Here is a 17767-nt window from a genome sequence, read left to right as displayed (position 1 = left end):
GACCCGCGTCCGAGCCGCGTACCCTTTCCCCCAACCCAGCTCCCCACGCATGAATTGAGCCCCCGGCCATGCCCACAACACCAGAGATGTCGATGGACATGACGACCGTCGGTGACACCGGTCTTCTCGACACGCTTCAGCACGAGGTCGCATTGTTCGCGCGCCGTGCCGAACAGACCCGGCTCGGCGGAGTGGGGCAGGTCCGCAACTCCATGGACCGCGCCGCATACCTGCTGCTCAACCGCCTCGACAAGGAAGGCCCGATGGGCGTCAAGGCGCTCGCCGCGAGCATGGGCATCGACTCCTCGACGGTCACCCGGCAGGTGGCCCCGCTGGTCGACACCGGTCTCGTCAAGCGGACCTCGCACCCCGAGGACGGACGCGCCGTGGTGCTCCAGCTGTCGCCGCGCGGGCAGTCCCGGCTCGACGAAGTGCGCTCCTCCAGGCGTCAGTTGATGGCCGAGCTGACCCACGACTGGGCGCCGGAGGAGCGCGAGGCCTTCTGCTCGCTCCTCACGCGCTTCAACAGCGCGCTCTCGTCCCGGATGGCCACGACGGGGGGCACGGCGGGGGAACAGCCGGCTTCCTGAGCCGCCCGCCGCCTTCCTGAGCCTTAACGCGCGCGTGTGCTTGCGGCTTCACCCGCGCGTGTCCTTTCGGCTTCACACGCGTGTGCCGGCCGGACTCTTGACCGCGGGGCCGCGTCTGGCCTCATATGAGACCGGGTCCTTGTCGCACGCGGTGCGGCCCGTCGTACACGGCCGGGCCCTTGGTTCCGTCAGGGTCGTCCTCGGGCGGGAGGCGTGGTGCGAGAACGGCGTGCGCTCCAAAGCGCCCGCCGGGCCCGGGAGTTCGAGGCATTCGTCGCGGGCGCGGCAGGGCGGCTGCTGCATGCCACCACACTGCTCACGGCGGAGCCGCCGAACGCCAATCCGCGCGCGCGGCGCCTGCTGACGCTGGCACTCGCCCACACGTACGCCTCCTGGGACCGGCTGCGCGGTGAGGACCCGTACGACCGGGCCCGCCAGCAGCTGGCCGTCCGCTTCGCGCGTGGGGCGTGGCACCAGTACGGGGCTCTGGGACGCTCCCGCCCATCCCCATCCCCATCCGGCTCCGGCTCGGGCTCCGTGGCCGTCCTGGCCCGTCTGACGCCCCAGGAGCGGCTGATCCTGGTCCTGAGGATGTACGAGGGGGTCGCCGAGGAACAGACTGCGGCCCTGCTCGGGCTCCCCGTGGAACGGGTCCGGGCGATCTGTGCCCGGGCGATGACGACACTGCTGCACCCGCCGCGCGGACCGGCACCGACCATGGCGAAGGTGGTGCCGTCGTGAAGCACGGTGATGCGGTCATGAAGCACGGTGATGCGGCCGTGAGGCTGGTGGTGCGGTCGTGAACCTGCCCGAGCGCGAGGCGAACGTACGGCGGCTGCTGGAGCAGAAGCAGCCCCCCGTGCCGCCCGACCTGTACGCGGACGTCGTACGCCGCGGGAGCCGGATGCTGCGCCGCAGGACGCTGGCCCGGCGGGTGATGTGGCTGCTGCTGTTCGCCGCGGCCGTCGCCTTCGTGGTGTGGGCGTCGATGGTCCGTCCCTGGGTGGAGCCGCCTTCGCAGACGACCCCACCGCTGACGGGCTGGTGACCCCGAGGGGCCGGTGGTGGGTTTAGCCGAGTGCCTGCTGCAGGTCCTGGAGCAGGTCGTCGACGTTCTCGATGCCTACGGAGAGGCGGACGAGGTCGGCGGGGACCTCCAGGGCCGAGCCGGCGGCGGACGCGTGCGTCATGCGCCCGGGGTGCTCGATCAGGGACTCGACGCCGCCCAGGGACTCACCGAGGGTGAAGACCTTGGCGCGGTTGCAGACCTCGACGGCCGCTTCCTCGCCGCCCTCGACCTGGAAGGAGACCATGCCGCCGAACGCCTTCATCTGCTTGGCGGCGATCTCGTGACCGGGGTGCTCCGGCAGGCCCGGGTAGAGAACGCGGGTCACGCGCGCGTGCCGGGTGAGCATGTCGGCGACCTTGGTGGCGTTCTCGCTGTGCCGGTCCATGCGCACCGAGAGCGTCTTGGTGCCGCGCAGCACCAGCCAGGAGTCGAAGGGCCCGGCGACCGCGCCCATCGCGTTCTGGTGGTACGCCAGCTCCTCGCCGAGCGCCTGGTCGCCGACGATCAGCGCGCCGCCGACGACGTCCGAGTGGCCGCCCATGTACTTGGTCAGCGAGTGCACGACGACGTCCGCGCCGAGCGCGAGCGGCTGCTGCAGGTAGGGGGTGGCGAAGGTGTTGTCGACGACGAGCCGGGCGCCCGCCTCGCGCGCGATCTGCGCGACCGCGGCGATGTCGGTGATGCCGAGAAGCGGGTTGGAGGGGGTCTCCACCCACACGACCTTGGTCTTCGGCGTGAGGGCGGCCCGTACGGAGGCCGGGTCGCTGGTGTCGGCCACGGACCACTCGACGCCCCACCGCGAGACGACCTTCGCGAAGAGGCGGAACGTACCGCCGTACGCGTCGTTCGGGATGACCACGTGGTCGCCGGGGCTGAGCAGCGTACGCAACAGGCAGTCCTCGGCCGCCAGTCCGGACGCGAACGCGAGGCCGCGACGACCGCCCTCCAGGGCGGCGAGGTTCTCTTCCAGGGCGGTCCTGGTGGGGTTGGCGCTGCGGCTGTACTCGTAACCGCCGCGCAGCCCTCCGACGCCGTCCTGCTTGTAGGTCGAGACCTGGTAGATCGGCGGGACGACCGCGCCGGTGAGGGGATCGGCGGTGTTGCCCGCGTGGATCGCGAGGGTCTCGAAGTGCTGACTGATGTGCCTGTCGCTCATGGGTCCCGAGCGTAGTGCGCCCGCGGGGCTGATGGCGGCTCACGGCCTGTGCGGGGCGCCTCGTGGTCTGGTCGGGGGCAGCTCGTGGTCTGGTCGGGGGCAGCTCGTGGTCTGCGCGGGCGGCCGGGACCGGACCGGAACCGGACCGGGTTGGCCAATTGTCGGACCCGTCTGGTTCGCTTGAGGCATGGAGATTCTCTGGGTCCTGATGGCGCTGGCCATGTTCAGCCTGGTCCTGCTGCCGGTCCTCAGGCGCAGGCGCACCGGCATTCAGCTGGTCTCGCCCGGCGACCCGGACGCGGCGGACCCGGCGAACTACGGATTCCTGCGTCAGGAGGAGCTGGACATCCGCATGCCCGGACCGGACGGGGACCTCCTGGACGTCCTGGACCTGGTGCAGCGCACACAGGACTACCCAGCGGCCTCGCAGCTCCTGGCGGGCACGGAGATCTCGGGCGAGACGCGCTGGCAGCGGGTGCAGGCCTTCGCCGGCGCCGCGTCCCTGGAGCTGCAGCAGCGCCCGGGCGGGGTCAGCGAGACGCCGGGCGGGCAGTGGCTGCGGGTGTGGCGGGCCGAGAAGCCCAAGGACGCGGGCGGCGCGGCGGTGCACGCGGAGTTCCTGGTGCAGCAGGCGTGGCGGACGTCGACGCCGGGGACGGACGAGTTCCGGATCATCATGGAGGAGGCGAGGACGGCATGCGGCGAGGCGGCCCTGCTCTCCCCCGGTGACCCGATCCCGTACATCATCGAACTGTCTGTGGCCCGCGGACTCGCCTACTCCCAGCCGGAGTTCGAGGCGCTCTGGCTGAAGATCCTGGACCGCGCGCCGGCCCACATGGGCGCGCATCTGGCCGCCCTGCACTACTGGTGCGAGAAGTGGCACGGCTCGCGCGAGGTGGCGTACTCCTTCGCGGAGGCCGCGGCGGCCCGCGCCCCTCAGGGTTCCCTGCTGGCCGCCATGCCGCTCTTCGCGGTCTTCGAGCACCTCCCCGAGGTGAACCTGGTCCGCGGCTTCTACCAGAGCGAGGTCGTCACCAAGGCGGTCCACGGCGCGCTCTACGCGGTGCACGCGGCCCGCCCCGACGACCCGATGCTGGCGCACGTGCGCCACCTCCTGGTGCTCTTCCTGGTCCGCGGCGAGCGCTGGGCGGAGGCCATGAACCAGCTGGTGCACGTGGACGGCCACGTGGGCGCCCTCCCCTGGACCCTCACACCCGACCCCGCGGCTGACTACGCGCTCTACCGCGCCCTGGCGGTGGCGGGCTACGAGGCGAACGGCGGAACGCCGGCGTCACTGCCCCGCTGAGGACGTACGAGCCCCGGAATCACGACCGGGGGCTCACACGTTGAGAACACCACGGCGCCCCGGCCCCGTGCCCCCGCGACCCCGTGGAGACCGCATGTTCCTGCACAGCCGTACCCCTCAGCTCCCGACCGCCGAACAGGCACTGCGCGGCCGCCCGGAGCCGATCTTCACGGTCCCCGACCGGCACACCGTCCTCGGCAACCCCCTCCTCGGCCCCTACCCCGAGGGCCTGGAGATCGCCGACTTCGGCATGGGCTGTTTCTGGGGCGCCGAGCGCACGTTCTGGCAGCTCCCGACGGGCGTGTACACGACCCTGGTCGGCTACCAGGGCGGCTTCACCGAGCACCCCACGTACGAGGAGGTCTGCTCGGGCCTGACCGGTCACACGGAGGTCGTCCGCGTGGTCCACGACCCCGGCCTCATCTCCTACGAGCGCCTCCTCCAGGTCTTCTGGGAGTCCCACAACCCGACCCAGGGCTTCCGCCAGGGCAACGACGTCGGCACCCAGTACCGCTCCGCCGTCCACACGCACACCCCCGTCCAGGCAGCCACCGCGGCCTCCTCCCGCGCCGCCTACCAGAAGGTCCTGACCTCCTCCGGCTACGGCACCATCACCACCGAACTCCTCCCCGCGCAAGGCCGCACCTTCTACCCGGCCGAGGGCTATCACCAGCAGTACCTCGACAAGAACCCGGCGGGCTACTGCGGGCTGGGCGGGACGGGTGTTTCGTGCCCGATCGGCGTGGCTCTCGCCGAGGGGTGAGTCTCGCCGTAGCGCCTGATCGCCGTACCACTCCTGCCCGGCCCGGGAGGAACGGGAGGTCGCGAACGGAGACCGTGGGGAGGAACATCGGAGTCACACAGGCAAGGTGGTGGCTATGGGGACGCCGTCGATGCATTTCAGCGAGAGTCCTGAGGATCCGTTCGCGCTCGGGCGTGGCGCCTCGGCTGCGCTCGACGATCAAGGCACCGTGGTCGGCTGGAGCGCACGTGCACAGGAGTTGCTGGGCTATCCGGCCAAGGAAGTGATCGGACGGGCGTGGCAGGACCTCCTGATCGACGCCCGTGACCTGCCTGTCGCGCGGTCCGTCGTCGTGGACGCCATGAGGACGGGCGGCTGGTTCGGGGTCCTGCCCGTCCGACACCGCGACGGACGGCGGGTGGAGATGGGTTTCCGGGCCCGCGCGATCACGCGGGGCGGGGACAGTCAGGAGTGGGTCCTGGTCGGAGCCCCCGCCGCGGAGGTCAGTGCCTGGCAGCGGGACCGCGCGCTGCTGGACGGCCTGTACCGCCGGTCCCCGATCGGTCTGGTCACTTACGGCCCGGACAGCAGAGTGATCCGGGTCAACCGTGCGGTCGCGAAGGCGAGCGGTGTCCCGGCCGAGGCGCCGGTGGGCCGTCGCCCCCGCGAGTTCATGGTCGACGAGGACGCGGGTCCGACCGAGGAGCGGGTACGGCACGTCCTGGAGACCGGCGAGCCGTTGATCTTCACGGAGCAGTCGGCCCGGGCACGCCATGATCCGGGCCGGGACCGGATCGTGTCCGTCTCGGCGTTCCGGATGGAAGACCCCGCGGGCCGGGTGCTCGGCGTGGCCGAGACGATCGAGGACGTGACCGACCGCCACCGGGCCCAACGCAGGCTCGCCCTGCTGAACGAGGCAAGCGCCCGGATCGGAACCTCTCTGGACGTGGCGCAGACGGCCCGGGAACTGGCCGAGGTGGCCGCCCACGGCCTGTCGGACTACTGCTCGGTGGACCTGCTGCAGTCGGTGACACTTGGTGACGAACCACCCCCCGGTGTGAGAGGTCCCCTGCTCCGCGTAGCCCTCTCGCCCCCAGAACACCGGGTCCCGTACCAGGAGGGCGAGGTGGTCCCGCTCCTTCCGGATTCTCCGCAGGCGCGTTGCCTGGCCGAGCGTCGCCCGATTCTCGACCGGCTGCTGTCCCTCCGCCCCGAGTGGTACGCCATGGACCGGCGGCGGATCGAGATCGCCATGGGTCTCGGCGTTCATTCGCTGATCGTGGTGCCCTTGGTGGCTCGCGGCCTGGTACTGGGCGTAGTGAGCCTGTGGCGAGTGCGCCATTCGGAGCCTTTCGAGGACGACGATGCCGCGGTGGCCCATGAGTTCTCCTCGCGTGCGGCCGTCTGCATCGACAACGCGCGCCGCTTCACCCAGCAGCAGAGCGCCGCTCTGACTCTGCAGCGCAGTCTGCTGCCGAGCGCGGTGTCCGATCTGCCGGCTGTCGAGGTGGCCTGCCGATACCTCCCGGCGAGCGGTGAACCGGGCATCGGCGGTGACTGGTTCGACGTGATCCCGTTGTCGGGAGCCCGGGTCGCACTCGTCGTGGGAGACGTGGTCGGCCACGGGATCCACGCCGCGGCCTCCATGGGCCGCCTGCGCGCCGCCGTGCGCACCCTGGCCAGCCTCGACCTGGAACCGGACGAGGTGGTGGCACGGCTGGACGATCTGGTCAGCCTGCTGGCCGCCGAGCTGGAGGCGAACGCCGACGGCAGCGGGTCCGCGGTGGAGCAGATGCTCGGGGCCACCTGCGTGTACGCGGTCTACGATCCGGTCTCCCGGCACTGCTCCCTGGCACGCGCCGGTCACCCGGCACCGGTGCTGTCCACCCCGGACGGCGAGGTGACCGTGCTCGACCTGCCCGCGGGTCCACCGCTGGGTCTGGGCGGGCTGCCGTTCGAAACGTACGACCTCGACCTCCCCGAGGGCAGTCTGCTCACGCTCTACACCAACGGTCTTCTGGAGGCGCGCAACGGCGACATCGACGCCGCGCTGGAGCACCTGGACCAATGTCTCACCCACGTCGCGGATCCTCTGGACAGCACCTGCCATGCCGTGGTCGAAGCGCTGCTGCCGAAGGAGCACCTCCCCACCGACGACGTCGCGCTGCTCATCGCCCGTACCCGGGTGCTACCGCCACAGGATGTCGCCACCTGGCAGCTGCCCCTGGAAGCAACCGCCCCTGCCCGTGCCCGGCAGCTGACCACGGAGAAACTGACCGAATGGGGGCTGACGGAACTGGCCTTCACCACCGAGCTGGTCGCCAGCGAGCTCGTCACCAACACCTACCGGTACGCGGCCGGCCCCGTCACCCTGCGCCTCATCCGTACGCACTGCCTGATCTGCGAGGTGTCCGACACCAGCCACACTTCCCCTCACCTCCGACGGGCCCTCAGCACGGACGAGGGCGGCCGCGGGCTCTTCCTGGTCGCGCAGCTCACGGAGCGGTGGGGCACCCGCTACTCCCACGACGGCAAGACCGTTTGGACGGAGCAGCCCCTGCCGCACGCGTGACCCGCGACGAACATCGGCAGGCGCCGGGCGGCAGCGGGACCGAATGACGTAGGTCATCAAAGCTCAAGACAGGACCGGAAGCCCGGCTCGACGCCAGGTCCTCTTCGGCTCCGTGGTTCAGTCGGCGCCGTCGCCGCACTTCGGCTCGGCGAGCCTGTCCTGCCGAGCCGTTCGTGTCGGCGAAGACGGCTGGGTGCCGTCCTTGGCGACCGGCTGGAAGTAGTGGTCCAGCGCCCAGGCGGCCATGTGGGTGCCGGCCCGGCAGCCGGCCACGTCCGCCGTGCGGGAGTGGACGCCGCCCCACACACGGGCGTCGACGACGTCCCGGTTGAGGTCGTCGGCGGACCCGTAGAACCGCGTGGTGCCGGTGACCTCGGAGGGGACGTGGAGGTCGATGCGCGAGGTGCCGAGGACGCCGGTCAGGGCGCGTGCTACGGCAGCGGCGACGGTCGTATGGCCGGCGATGTAGTCCGGGTGTGGTGGGGTGAGGAGCAGCGGCTCCCAGGCCGGGTCTGCCGTCGTCGCGGGGTTGCCGTCGGTGTCGGCGAGGCGGATGGCGGTGATCGGCCGCCAGGTGCCGTAGTGGAGCTTGGCGTCCCATGCCGTGACGACGGCATCGGTCGCCGACGCGTTCACCGCGGCGAACAGCCGGGCCGTCTCGGCGATGCCGAGCCGGTGCCGGGTGGCGAGGTCTCGTACGGCTGTCTGGACCTGTTCGACCAGGTTGCCGCTGAAGAAGAGGGCGGTCTCGGTCTGCTGCGCGCTCCTGCCCGAGCCGGTCTTCGCGCCCATGGCCTTCAACTCCTGGACATCCTCGGCGTAGCGGGCCGAGGAGATGGCGGGCGGTCCGCCGGGGCGGAACTGCTGCGGGGAGGCGAGCAGGAGGGGGCGGAGCCTGGCGAGCCAGGTGTCGATGAAGGGCTGGAACGCGGGCGGGGTGGGCCGCCAGACCCCCGGTGCCGGGGAAGCGGTGAAAGGAACGTCCGCGAACCTTCCGTCCCCTTCCCGGAGTTCGATGATGCGGGCGGCGGCGCGCTTTCCGTAGTCAACGCCCCGGTCTCTGGCCTGACCGGCCGGTAGAGCGGCGAGCGAGTTCGCGTAGGCGGTGTCGAGCCGCTCCTTGAAGGCAGGGAAGTAGGTGAGCAGCACGTCGTGGGCCGCGGTGGCGGCGGCCGCCGCGGAGGACGCCTTGGCCGGACCGCGCTCGCGCCATTGGTACAGGGCGTAGCCGCCTTCGATCCCCACCACGGCGTTGTACACGGCGACGGAGACGAACCCCTCCCAGATCGCCGCCTGCCCGGAAGGGCGTGGGCCAAGGCTGGTCTTGATCGTGTCGGTGGCGATGGCGTTCCACTCGCGGACCACGGCTGCCGGGACCGTCGCGGTCCGGGTGCCCGCGTCGGGGGGACTTGTCGCGGCGGTGAGCGTCACGAGGGCGCCGGCCGCGACGGCGCAGATCAGTCCCCGGGTACGTGAACGCGGAGGAGCGGGAAGAGGGGACTCTTGATACACAGCGTCCTCCATAGAGTTGAGTGCCCAAGGCTTAGCAACGGCCCACTGCGCGAGCAAGACAACTCGCCGCGAACCGGGCAGGCCCGGGGCGCCCTCGAACGCCTCACCGCCCGCTACGAGAAGATCACCGCCGGGCGGACCCTGCACCCGCCCCGGGCCACAGCGAACAGGCCATCCGGATGGCCAGGATCCGGCGGAAGGCCGCCTGGCAGCATCCGGTCAAGCGATCATGCTTGGTCGGGCAGCTGGACCACGCGGTCGTGGAACCCGGCTGCGTTGAGGACTCGAAGCGGCCACCGGCGGAGCGTTGACGTGCGCAGAGCCGTGTGTCCGGGCCGGCGGCCGCCATTCGGATCACCCAAGGCGGCCCTTCAGGTGATTGCCGGACCCCTCATGGGCCGGGCAGCCGTCGCAGGGGTACGACGTCTCAGCAGAGGACGAACCCGGAACTCCGTGAGGAGCTTGGCAATGTACGCAGCAGTCCGGCGGTACGAAGGGGTGACCGATTCGGCCGAGGCCGCACGTCTCGTGAACGAGGGGTTCGTGCCGCTCATGCGTCAGGTCTCCGGCTTCGTGGCCTACTACTGGATCGATGCCGGAGACGGAGTGATGGTCTCGACCAGCGTCTTCCAGGACCAGGCCGGTGCCGACGAGTCGATCTCGAGGGCCGCGGACTTCGTGCGGGACAACCTTGCGTCGCTGCTTCCCAACCCTCCCCAGGTCATGGCCGGCGAGGTGGTGGCTTCCGCATGACGGCGTTCGGACCAGCCACATGAGATGGCCTCCAAGGCTGTCCCGGTCGACGTGGATCAAGCCGTCGTTGCTCGACCAGGCTTGGTGACGTTTCGACTTGAGTCACCCTGACGTACTCCGCTCGGATGGTAGCCCTCGCGTGTGTGGGAACACGGCGTAAGCGTGTCGGGGGGCGCAGAGGAGCGGGGCGGACAGGGGACAGGGGACAACTAGCCTAAGCCGCGCAGGAGCCCAGGAGCCCAGGAGCCCAGCAACATCAGGAGCTACACGTGGCAAGGCTGGGAGCGTGGAAGTGGGCGGGGAAGTGGAGCCGTCTCCTGCCGGCCGTCCTGCTTCTGCTTGCCGTATTGATCGACCTCAGCACGCCCCGCACCGTCAGCGCCGCGGCCCTCTACGCGGCTGCGATCTTGTCGGCCGCTCCTCTGCTGTCTCTGCGGGGCACCGTCCTCACCGGGGTGTTTGCGCTCCTCATCGACTGGATGATGTTCCGGTATTTCGGCTATCGCCGGAGTGCGATCGCGATGAGCGAGCTGATCACGGTCGCGACAGTGACCGTGATCGCGAGCTTCCTCAATCGCCTCTTGTACCACCGCAAAGCGCAGTTGGAGTCCGTACGTGACATTGCGGCGGCTGTTCAGCGTGCCGTCCTGCCACACCCTCCGGACAGAATCGGTCCGCTGCGCTTCGCTGCACGTTACGAGGCTGCTCGGGCGGATGCTCGGATCGGCGGGGACCTCTACGTAGTGGTCGACGCTCCGTTCGGTGTGCGCTGCGTGATCGGCGATGTGCGTGGCAAGGGGATGGGGGCAGTCAGGGCGGTCGCGGTCGGCATCGGGACCTTTCGAGAGGCGGCCCTGCACGAGCCCACCCTGACCGGTCTCTCGGAACGGCTGGAGCAGGCCGTCGTCCTCGAGACCCAGCAGTCAGGGAACCTGACCGAGCTGGGCTTGGGGGCCCTCGACGCCGGCCCTGAGTGCGTCGACACGGTGCCGTTCCCCGAGGGGGCCAGTCTGCTGCTTTACACCGATGGACTCACGGAAGCACGGGACGAGACGGGTACCTTCTTCGACCTCATCGGCACGTGCACGGGACATCTTCGTGCCGGCCCGGATGCTCTTCTTGACGCTCTGATTGCCGACCAGTGCCGACACACCGGTGGCCGAAGAACTGATGACATGGCCCTGTTGGTCATCACCCATGCACCCAACAACTCATGACCGATGAGCGTCCGCCAGTGGCGCTCCGGCCTTCGATGGCGATTGCGCCTCGCCGGCGGCAGGAAGGGGCCCGAGACCGGATCACCACCACACAGGCTGCGCGTGATCACGAGCATAGGGGCGCGGCCGGTCCGGAACGCTCGGGCGACGGCCGGCGTCCCTCGGCGAGGCTCCTCGCCGAGCCCATCACCTCGGGTCGGGGAGGCGGCAGTGAGCTGTAACGCCTCCGCCTCTCTCTTGACCGACGGCTCCGCGCAAGTCCTGCCGCGATCGTGGCCATCGCCGGGTCGCCGCACAGCAGTTCGGGGCGGCCACCGCTAGACATGCGCGGGCATGTCGTCAGCCGCGTCTGGAGCCGGACCGACGGGCACCGCGACGTAGCGGAACTCGCCCCCCGCTCCGCCCAGTTCGGAGTACGGCTCCCAGTCGAGGAGATACGCACCCCGCAACGTGCACGTGTTCCTCTCGTAGGCTCCCTCAGCCCACCGCAACGTGCCGGTGAGCTCACGCCCTTGGTGGATCCTGAAGTCTCGATCCCGAGTCTGCCGACGGCCGGCACCGGGCGCAGTCCACAAAGACGCGTCGTTGGTCAGCATGATGGCAAGACCGTTCTGGTCCGACCGGCGGCAGAAACGCTCCAGCCTGGCTATGTCCCGTACGAAGTGCAGGCGAGCGAGGTCTGTGGCGGCATGCTCCTTCAAGGCATAGTCCTCGGCGGGAGTGCCTACCGTGCCTGTCCATCTCCGGGTGAAGTACTTGAACTCGATCGCGGTACGGCCCGAGGGGCCGACACACAGAAGGTCCAGGTATTCGGTCTTGCCCACCAGCCTCTGCGGTACTTCAAGCCTGGAAAGCACGTCCGGTGCCAGCTCCCAGAGCACCCGAGCGAAACTGTGCTGCAGATCGGCTTCGGAATGGAAGACCGGCCTGTGCCGACGTAGTCGCGCGATGACGTCGCCGAGTGAGATCTGTCCGGCGACGGTCTGGTTGTCGTCCATCGGTGCCATGGTCACGGTGCCATTGAAGTGGTTCCTCAACGGGACTCTCAAGCCATGTCGCCTCGCGGAGGGCGGTCCAAAATCATTGGCTGCCCGGACCAGTGGGTCGCACGCTGTACGCCATGGAAGAACCGCAGCGCGGCATCCGTGCGCTCCACACGGCGTCCACGATCACCGTCTACCAGGCGTACTCCCCGGAAATCGGCCTGCCTGCCGTCCGGGAGGGCCGCTTTCCGGCTGCGTGGAAGCGGGACCGCATGGCGTGGGTCATCATGCCGCGTTGGCAGACCCTTGTTCGTTGCCGACATAGGAGGCCGTGGACAGTTGGGCGCGCGGCATGAGCGCTTGGACCACGTTTCTCTCCGCCTTGTGAAGCGAGACGAGCTTCGCGGTCGGCACCGCTACTGGCTCTCCGGCTCTGGTCGGGCTGTCTAGTACTTCGGACGGACACCTCTTGGCTCTTCGGTGTCGCCGGCCCGAACCGCGGGCATGGATAACCCCGCAACGGCACGCTGGGCAAGGAGCAGGGCATGCGGCGGCGGTCTCAGGCCCGCACGGGTGCGGGAGTCTCCGGTCTATTGGCTGCTACAGCGGTGCTTCTGGGCCCGGTGACGAACTACGCCAGCAACTCCGTACCTGCGTGGGCCACCAGCGCCTGGGTGATCTGGCCGACCTTCGCCGTGCTGGCCGTGCTCAGCATCGGTTTGACGTGGTTCAGCCAGCGCCTGGGAGGCGAGGAGTCCCCGCCTTCGGCGCTGCCCCCCATACGCCCACTTACCGCTGCGCGTCCCGTATCCCTGCGACCCCCACACATCGAGACGGAGCGGATGCATGGCCGACAGGCGGACCTGGACCGTCTCACCCTCATGCTCCACACGCCAAACGGACGCTTCGCCGTGCTCTGCGCAGGTGGCGGCATCGGGAAGACAACGGTGGCCGCGATGCTGTGCGCCGACGCGGCGGACATGGGGTACAAGGTCTTCTGGATACGCTGGCAGGGCCTTGAGCCCTTACAGGCACAACTGACGCAGGCCGCCGTTGCCTGTGGGCTTCCCAACGCGCTCCTGGAACGGGCCTGGGCAGGCCATGACAGTCTGCCAGACGTCATCTGGCAGCATCTGGCCCGCACCCGTAAGTGGCTGCTCGTCATCGACAACATCGATGATCCCAGCCCGATCGTCCCGGACACCGAACAACTCAGGGACTACCGCGGTTGGATCCGGCCCTACGGCGGCGGCCTCCTACTCATCACGAGCCGTGACACGAGCCAGGATGTCTGGGGGCCGGCAGCCGAACTGCTGAGGCTCCGGCCGCTGACCACACCGGCAGGAGGGCAGGTTCTTCTCGACCTGGCTCCCCAGGCAGGCACGTTGTCCGAGGCCGAGTCGCTCGCCGGCCGCTTAGGAGGTCTTCCCCTTGCGCTGCGGGCAGCCGGCCGCTATCTGACCGAGCAGACCAGCCGATACCGCGCGTTCACCGAATACCAGCAGGCACTGGACCAGGATCTGGCTCCCTTGCTCGGCCCGGAACAGCCCGATGCGACCGACCCGGAAACAGCCCGTGCCCTGGTCCGCCACACCTGGGAGATCTCCCTCGACCAGCTTGCCGTGGACCGGAGGCCGCTCGCCCGACCCGTTCTGCGGCTGCTGTCGCTGTTCGCAGACGCGCCGATTCCCCGGGACCTCATCGTCGCGGACTTCGTCCAGGCGGTCGTCGGCGAGACCGTCACCGAAGGAATCCTCGACGAGGCCCTGTCCGGCCTCCGCCGCTATGACCTTCTGCAGACTACAGAGATTTCCTTTGGGGGTGATGTCGCAGTCTCATGCCTCGTCCTGCATCCGCTGGTGCGTGAAGTGAACGCGTACATTCTGTCCGCGACGACGGCGGACGTTTCAGGGTGGCGCATGAAGGTCGCTCTACATCTGATGTCAGGAGCCCGGGCACTGTCTGGAGTCTCGCAGTCGTCATGGGACCGCGCCCGGCTCGTCGCACCTCACTTCGCTCTTGTCTCCGAACTCGGCGCGGACGGCTCCATTCCGCTGCCCGATGCCCGGGACGCGCTGGAGAATCTCGCCGCGCTTCTCAGTGACGCGGGCGCTCATCCGCTCCAGCTCGCCTTGCGGCGAAGCGCGCACGACATGGCGTGGCAGGTTCTGGGGGCCGACCACCCGGACACCCTGGAGTGCCTTGGCAAGTACGCTCGCGCGCTACGCGCCATGGGGGACTACAGCGCGGCCGTCGACCAGCACAGAGAGGTCCTGGCTGCACAGACGCGCGTGCTCGGCCCGAGTCACCTCGACACGATTTCCAGCCGTCATCACCTCGCAAGGGCCCTGCGATACCTGGGTCGTCACGCTGAGAGCGTTGACCTGGCCAGGGACACCACCGGCGCCCTGACCAGCGTGCTCGGCCCAGACCATCCCGAAACGCTGGCCAGCCGTGATGTCCTCGCCCTCGCTTTGGACAGCTTGGGGAGTCACCGGGAAGCAGCCGAGATCCACACCGAGGTGGCCGAAATTCGCACGCGAGTGCTGGGGCCTGCTCACCCTCGTACGATTTCCAGCTTCAACCACCTGGCCGACTCGCTGAACCGCCTCGGCGAACACGCGCGAGCCGCTCGTCTCGCACGCGAGACAGTGCAAACGGCCCGCCAGGCACTCGGCCCTGATCACCCCCGCACCCTGAATGGCCGTCATGCACTCGCCACGGCCCTGCACGGGCTTGGTGAGTTCGGGGCAGCAGTTCGAATTCACCAGGACGTACTCCAGGCGAGGACGCGGATCCTGGACGCCGAACACCCCGAAGCCGTCGAAAGCCGCAACGCACTCGAACGCTCATTGGCGGCACTGCGCGGTACTGGTCGCTGAAATCGCCATCACCGTTCCGGCGTCGTGGACGGTGGAACTCCACAACAGGCCACCTGGGCCGAATCGGTCCCACCAACGGCGCCGCGGCGGGAGCCGCCCGCGGGGTGCTCATGACCGATGGCTGTGCCGCCCGGTGGTCGTCGGCAGCCTTCAAAGAAAAGGACTGTGAGCAAGGCTTGAACGTGAGGTTGCATCCCTGGAGATGGTGTACGGGTTCGACCTGATCCGGGAGTTTGCTCCGGCTTCTGGCTGATGCCCGCATAGACGAACGGCCACCGGCTGATCTTCGAAGTGTCGAAGCCTCGAAGGAGATCAGCACGATGACCGCACCTGACAGTGTGCCCCTGCACGCCCTCGCGGAAGACAACCTGGCCGCGGCGAGTCCGGATCTGCTGCTCGCGATGGTGAAGACGTTCGCCGACGCGCTCGTGTCCGCGGAGACCGACGCTCTCTGCAACGCCGAATACGGGCAGGTCAGCGAGGAATGCGTCAACCACCGCAACGGCTACCGCCCGCGTGAGTGGAACATCCGCGCAGGGACCGTGGAACTGGCCATCCCCAAGGTCGAAAGGCTCGCCGCCTCTCTCGGCGTCACCCAGCTGTCGAAGTCCCAGGTCAGCGTGATGGCCCGGCACCTGGACGAGCAGGTAGCAGCCTTCCGCAACCTGCCCCTGGACCAAGGTGCTTACGCGTTCGTCTGGGTCGACGCGCTGACCCAGAAGGTCCGCGAGGGCGGCCGCATCATCAACGTCCACGCCCTGATCGCGGTCGGCGTCAACGCCGACGGGCGCCGCGAGATCCTCGGCATCGACGTCGCCACCGCGGAGGACGGCGCCGGCTGGCTCGCCTTCCTGCGCTCCCTGATCGCTCGCGGCCTGAGCGGTGTCCAGCTGGTCATCTCCGACGCCCACGCCGGCCTCGTCGACGCCATCGGCGCAGTGCTGCCCGGCGCCTCCCGGCCGCGATGCCGCACCCCCTACGCCCGCAACCTGCTCAGCCAGGTTCCGAAATCGGCTCAGCCCTGGGTGGCCACGCTGCTGCGGACCGTCTTCGAACAGCCCGACACCGACGCCGCCCAGCACGACCTGCTGGCGTTCACCGCCTTCCCTCGCGAGATCTGGCGGCAGATCTGGTCGAACAACCCGCAGGAACGGCTGAACAAGGAGATCCGCCGTCGCCCCGACGTGGTCGGCATCTTCCCCGACCGCACCGCGTTGATCCGTCTGGTCGGCGCGGTGCTGCCGACGACTCGCCGGAAGCTTAAGGGGCCGTGATCACTCGCCCCACAGCAGCTCCAGCCCCAATCCGCTAGGCGGAAGGTCATCGTCATCCGTGCCTGTCGGGCATGCTTTGGGGAGTGTGACTGAGAGGCCGATGCTCTCCATCGCGGCTTGGAAGGGGACTCCGGGTGGTGTTGCCGCTGACCAAATCACGGAGGTGCAGGTGCTGGTGTCGCAGTTTCCCCCGAATGTGAAAAAGTCGCCGCTCTCCACGGACTTGCAGCGGCACACAGCGTGTCTCGGGTTGCGCGGGTCGATTTCGCAGTCCACGTCCAGACAGTTTGCCCATTGTGCTCGGGATGCGCAGGTCATGGTGCGGGTATGGTGGTTGGTGTTTTGTGTCGAGAACGTCGATACCAATCTGTTGTGGACTGGTGCCCGTTCTGCACACGACTTATAGCCGTAGGAGTAGCCGTATTCCACCACGCAGCGGCAGATGAGGACGTTCGGGTCGCTCGGCGAGGGTTTGCAGGAGGCTTTAGTACACAGCGCGTAGCGCTGTTTGCAGAGCCATCCCCCAGCGAACTTCACTTGCTTTGGGCGCCAGTTCGCCCCGGTAACGCCGCTGGCCATCGCGCGGGTGGAGAGGACGGCGGGTAGCATCGTGGCCGAGGCGAACAACAGCGCGCGTCGTGCGATCGTTGATCTACCACGCGGTTGGAGTGCCCTGGTCACCAGGTCGGCGATCTCTGCTGACCCAGCTGCTGGCGCGGCGGCGAGGATCCGGTCGGTGTCGATCAGCATTGCGCTGGGTGTGGCGGTCAGACCGTAAGTGGTGAGCAGCATTCGGTCTTCGTCCACCAGTAGGTTCCGCAGCCCGTGCTCACGTGAGAAGGCAACGCTGTCTGCGGCGGGACCGCCGTTCACGATTGCGATGGTCAGCCGTTCTGCATAGGCCTGTTGCCACCGGGCCACCTGTGGCAGCAGTGCGTCGCACGCGCTGCACGCGTGATCAGTGAAGAGAAGCAGGAGTGGCTGATGCGCAGCGGCAAACAGTTTGTCGAGAGTCCATACTTGTCCCGTTGCGTCAGGCAGTGAAAAGCCCGGTGTGACCATGCCCGGTCGCACTTTCCCGGATCGCTTGAGTCCCAGCACCACCCAACACGTCGCTGCGATGGTCCCTAGGCCCGCGAAGAACCATGGGGCACGCCCGTCGGTTGCGACGAATCCCGCCGTAGCTGCGAGGAGCCCGTTGCGTGCGAGCGTGGCCCACCCGACCGGCGTGGCGCGTAGCCCTCCGAAGCAGTGGCAATCCGGGGTCCGGCCGCGTGCGATGCTCACCACGATGGCCAGGCAGAACGTCAGCAACAGTCCGAGCGCTCCAAGCGCACCGATTCTTGCCCATGGGTTGACGATGAGGGCCAGGGCTGTGGCGAACTCGTAGGAGACGAGAAGGTATCCAAGCGGCTTCCCCGTTCGAGCTGGCAGGCCGAAGCTTGCGATTGCGCGAGGCAGTCCCTCGCGGTCCATGAGTTTGGCGATCCCCGCGACCCCGAAGACCGCAACCAACACCAGCCGTGCTGCCAGGACCATGCCCGCTCACTCCAATCGTTCTGGACGCCCTCCGGACGGAGCGCAGGCATCACGCACACAGACCACGGCGCCCCGAACGACTCGTACCGCCTTGCGAGGCCGCGAACAACACTCCACAGGTCAGACTCACCCAGACGGCCGTGAGGCCGGTGGCCGATCGACATCAACGGCG

At 68.8% G+C, this 17767-nt stretch carries 13 protein-coding genes and 2 pseudogenes; 11 read left to right on the top strand and 4 right to left on the bottom strand.

Annotation, left to right across the window (positions count from 1 at the left end; translation table 11 throughout):
• Positions 1–86 precede the first annotated feature (86 nt).
• The 3 genes from ACFZDJ_RS14880 to ACFZDJ_RS14870 all read left to right on the top strand — a co-directional run bounded on the left by ACFZDJ_RS14880 (position 87) and on the right by ACFZDJ_RS14870 (position 1638).
• Positions 87–590 carry a MarR family winged helix-turn-helix transcriptional regulator gene (locus tag ACFZDJ_RS14880; protein ID WP_101400352.1) on the top strand — a complete coding sequence of 168 codons (504 nt, stop codon included), beginning with the start codon at positions 87–89 and terminating at the stop codon, positions 588–590.
• A gap of 216 nt (positions 591–806) precedes the next feature.
• Complete coding sequence (locus ACFZDJ_RS14875) at positions 807–1331, top strand: sigma factor-like helix-turn-helix DNA-binding protein (RefSeq protein WP_391059286.1); 525 nt, start codon at positions 807–809, stop codon at positions 1329–1331.
• A 58-nt stretch (positions 1332–1389) separates the two neighbouring features.
• Positions 1390–1638 (top strand): hypothetical protein, encoded by a 249-nt coding sequence (locus ACFZDJ_RS14870; RefSeq protein WP_390934655.1) that lies wholly within the window; start codon positions 1390–1392, stop codon positions 1636–1638.
• A gap of 22 nt (positions 1639–1660) precedes the next feature.
• On the opposite strand, the gene ACFZDJ_RS14865 is transcribed toward ACFZDJ_RS14870, so the two are convergent.
• Positions 1661–2815, bottom strand: a complete 1155-nt coding sequence (locus ACFZDJ_RS14865) for a cystathionine gamma-synthase (protein WP_054234766.1) — start codon at positions 2813–2815, stop codon at positions 1661–1663.
• A 187-nt stretch (positions 2816–3002) separates the two neighbouring features.
• Between ACFZDJ_RS14865 and ACFZDJ_RS14860 the strand changes: the two genes are divergently transcribed.
• The 3 genes from ACFZDJ_RS14860 to ACFZDJ_RS14850 all read left to right on the top strand — a co-directional run bounded on the left by ACFZDJ_RS14860 (position 3003) and on the right by ACFZDJ_RS14850 (position 7435).
• The gene (locus ACFZDJ_RS14860; protein ID WP_390934656.1) at positions 3003–4121 is read left to right on the top strand and encodes a hypothetical protein; all 1119 of its coding nucleotides are present in this window, start codon (positions 3003–3005) and stop codon (positions 4119–4121) included.
• 94 nt (positions 4122–4215) lie between these two features.
• The gene (gene msrA / locus ACFZDJ_RS14855) at positions 4216–4884 is read left to right on the top strand and encodes a peptide-methionine (S)-S-oxide reductase MsrA (protein WP_390934657.1); all 669 of its coding nucleotides are present in this window, start codon (positions 4216–4218) and stop codon (positions 4882–4884) included.
• A gap of 115 nt (positions 4885–4999) precedes the next feature.
• Positions 5000–7435, top strand: a complete 2436-nt coding sequence (locus ACFZDJ_RS14850; protein ID WP_391059283.1) for a SpoIIE family protein phosphatase — start codon at positions 5000–5002, stop codon at positions 7433–7435.
• A gap of 117 nt (positions 7436–7552) precedes the next feature.
• On the opposite strand, the gene ACFZDJ_RS14845 is transcribed toward ACFZDJ_RS14850, so the two are convergent.
• Positions 7553–8866 (bottom strand): vanadium-dependent haloperoxidase, encoded by a 1314-nt coding sequence (locus tag ACFZDJ_RS14845; protein WP_391059280.1) that lies wholly within the window; start codon positions 8864–8866, stop codon positions 7553–7555.
• 549 nt (positions 8867–9415) lie between these two features.
• On the opposite strand from ACFZDJ_RS14845, the gene ACFZDJ_RS14840 reads away from it, so the two are divergent.
• Complete coding sequence (locus tag ACFZDJ_RS14840) at positions 9416–9700, top strand: hypothetical protein (protein WP_384912240.1); 285 nt, start codon at positions 9416–9418, stop codon at positions 9698–9700.
• Between the two features lie 269 nt (positions 9701–9969).
• The gene (locus tag ACFZDJ_RS14835) at positions 9970–10917 is read left to right on the top strand and encodes a SpoIIE family protein phosphatase (RefSeq protein ID WP_391059276.1); all 948 of its coding nucleotides are present in this window, start codon (positions 9970–9972) and stop codon (positions 10915–10917) included.
• Between the two features lie 317 nt (positions 10918–11234).
• On the opposite strand, the gene ACFZDJ_RS14830 is transcribed toward ACFZDJ_RS14835, so the two are convergent.
• The gene (locus ACFZDJ_RS14830; RefSeq protein ID WP_391059273.1) at positions 11235–11915 is read right to left on the bottom strand and encodes a hypothetical protein; all 681 of its coding nucleotides are present in this window, start codon (positions 11913–11915) and stop codon (positions 11235–11237) included.
• Between the two features lie 122 nt (positions 11916–12037).
• On the opposite strand from ACFZDJ_RS14830, the pseudogene ACFZDJ_RS14825 reads away from it, so the two are divergent.
• From ACFZDJ_RS14825 to ACFZDJ_RS14815, 3 genes and pseudogenes are all read left to right on the top strand, one after another.
• Positions 12038–12217, top strand: a pseudogene (locus ACFZDJ_RS14825) (DUF4291 family protein); the annotation flags it as partial.
• A 306-nt stretch (positions 12218–12523) separates the two neighbouring features.
• Entirely contained in the window at positions 12524–14782 is a 2259-nt protein-coding gene (locus tag ACFZDJ_RS14820; RefSeq protein WP_391059271.1) for a tetratricopeptide repeat protein, read from the top strand.
• A gap of 320 nt (positions 14783–15102) precedes the next feature.
• Positions 15103–16023: pseudogene (locus ACFZDJ_RS14815) on the top strand (transposase); the annotation flags it as partial.
• Between the two features lie 33 nt (positions 16024–16056).
• Here the strand turns inward: ACFZDJ_RS14815 and ACFZDJ_RS14810 are convergent.
• Complete coding sequence (locus ACFZDJ_RS14810) at positions 16057–17595, bottom strand: MauE/DoxX family redox-associated membrane protein (RefSeq protein WP_391059268.1); 1539 nt, start codon at positions 17593–17595, stop codon at positions 16057–16059.
• Positions 17596–17767 lie beyond the last annotated feature (172 nt).

The sequence above is a fragment of the Streptomyces sp. NPDC007896 genome (genome assembly GCF_042959425.1).
Taxonomy (GTDB): Bacteria; Actinomycetota; Actinomycetes; order Streptomycetales; family Streptomycetaceae; genus Streptomyces.
This window is presented reverse-complemented; position numbering and strand designations above follow the sequence as displayed.

Excerpts from the sequence above, each read along its gene's own strand:
- ACFZDJ_RS14880 (WP_101400352.1), top strand. The coding sequence starts at position 87 with ATGTCGATGGACATGACGACCGTCGGTGACACCGGTCTTCTCGACACG.
- ACFZDJ_RS14865 (WP_054234766.1), bottom strand. The coding sequence starts at position 2,815 with ATGAGCGACAGGCACATCAGTCAGCACTTCGAGACCCTCGCGATCCAC.
- ACFZDJ_RS14860 (WP_390934656.1), top strand. The coding sequence starts at position 3,003 with ATGGAGATTCTCTGGGTCCTGATGGCGCTGGCCATGTTCAGCCTGGTC.
- msrA (WP_390934657.1), top strand. The coding sequence starts at position 4,216 with ATGTTCCTGCACAGCCGTACCCCTCAGCTCCCGACCGCCGAACAGGCA.
- ACFZDJ_RS14850 (WP_391059283.1), top strand. The coding sequence starts at position 5,000 with ATGGGGACGCCGTCGATGCATTTCAGCGAGAGTCCTGAGGATCCGTTC.
- ACFZDJ_RS14840 (WP_384912240.1), top strand. The coding sequence starts at position 9,416 with ATGTACGCAGCAGTCCGGCGGTACGAAGGGGTGACCGATTCGGCCGAG.
- ACFZDJ_RS14830 (WP_391059273.1), bottom strand. The coding sequence starts at position 11,915 with ATGGACGACAACCAGACCGTCGCCGGACAGATCTCACTCGGCGACGTC.
- ACFZDJ_RS14810 (WP_391059268.1), bottom strand. The coding sequence starts at position 17,595 with ATGGTCCTGGCAGCACGGCTGGTGTTGGTTGCGGTCTTCGGGGTCGCG.